General features: G+C 60.8%; 1 protein-coding gene. It reads left to right on the top strand.

Translation table 11 applies throughout. From position 1 onward, the window contains the following. Positions 1-113 precede the first annotated feature (113 nt). On the top strand, positions 114-530 hold a 417-nt coding region (locus Q7C20_RS27120; protein WP_375071231.1), incomplete at its 3' end, for a glutathione S-transferase N-terminal domain-containing protein.

The following is a 530-nucleotide window of genomic DNA, read 5'->3' as shown; positions in this document are numbered from 1 at the left end:
CAGCAACTCACCCAATTCGCCGGGAAAGAGGCACCGCTTCAGGACGACTACATCGACTGCTGGGCGGATATGGAAAAGAAGTTCGACGGCACGCCCGGTAAGAAATAACCGCGATGCTGACGCTTTATTCCTACTGGCGCTCGACCACAGCCTACCGCGTGCGGGTGGCGCTAAACCTCAAGGGACTGCCCTACCGGGTGGTCCCGGTGGATCTCGTCGCCGGGGAGCAACGCGCCCCGGACTATGTTGCCAAGAACCCGATCAAAGGGGTGCCGACCCTGTTTCTGGAGGACGGCAGGGCGTTAACCCAATCGCTGGCGATCATGTCCTACCTGGACGAGATCGCCCCCGACCCCGGCCTTCTGCCTGAGCCTGCGTTTCAGCGGGCGCAGGTGCTGGCCGCCGCACAGGTCATCGCGACGGACATTCATCCGATCAACAACCTCAAAGTCGTCAGCCACTTGAAAACCCAACATGGGCTGACTGCGGATGAGGGAACAGCATGGATGCGCCATTGGATGACGGAAGTG

This window comes from Pseudomonas sp. AMR01, assembly GCF_041946035.1.
GTDB lineage: Bacteria > Pseudomonadota > Gammaproteobacteria > Pseudomonadales > Pseudomonadaceae > Aquipseudomonas > Aquipseudomonas antarctica_B.
The sequence above is the reverse complement of the archived record's forward strand: the minus strand, read 5'-3'. Positions and strand labels throughout refer to the sequence as shown.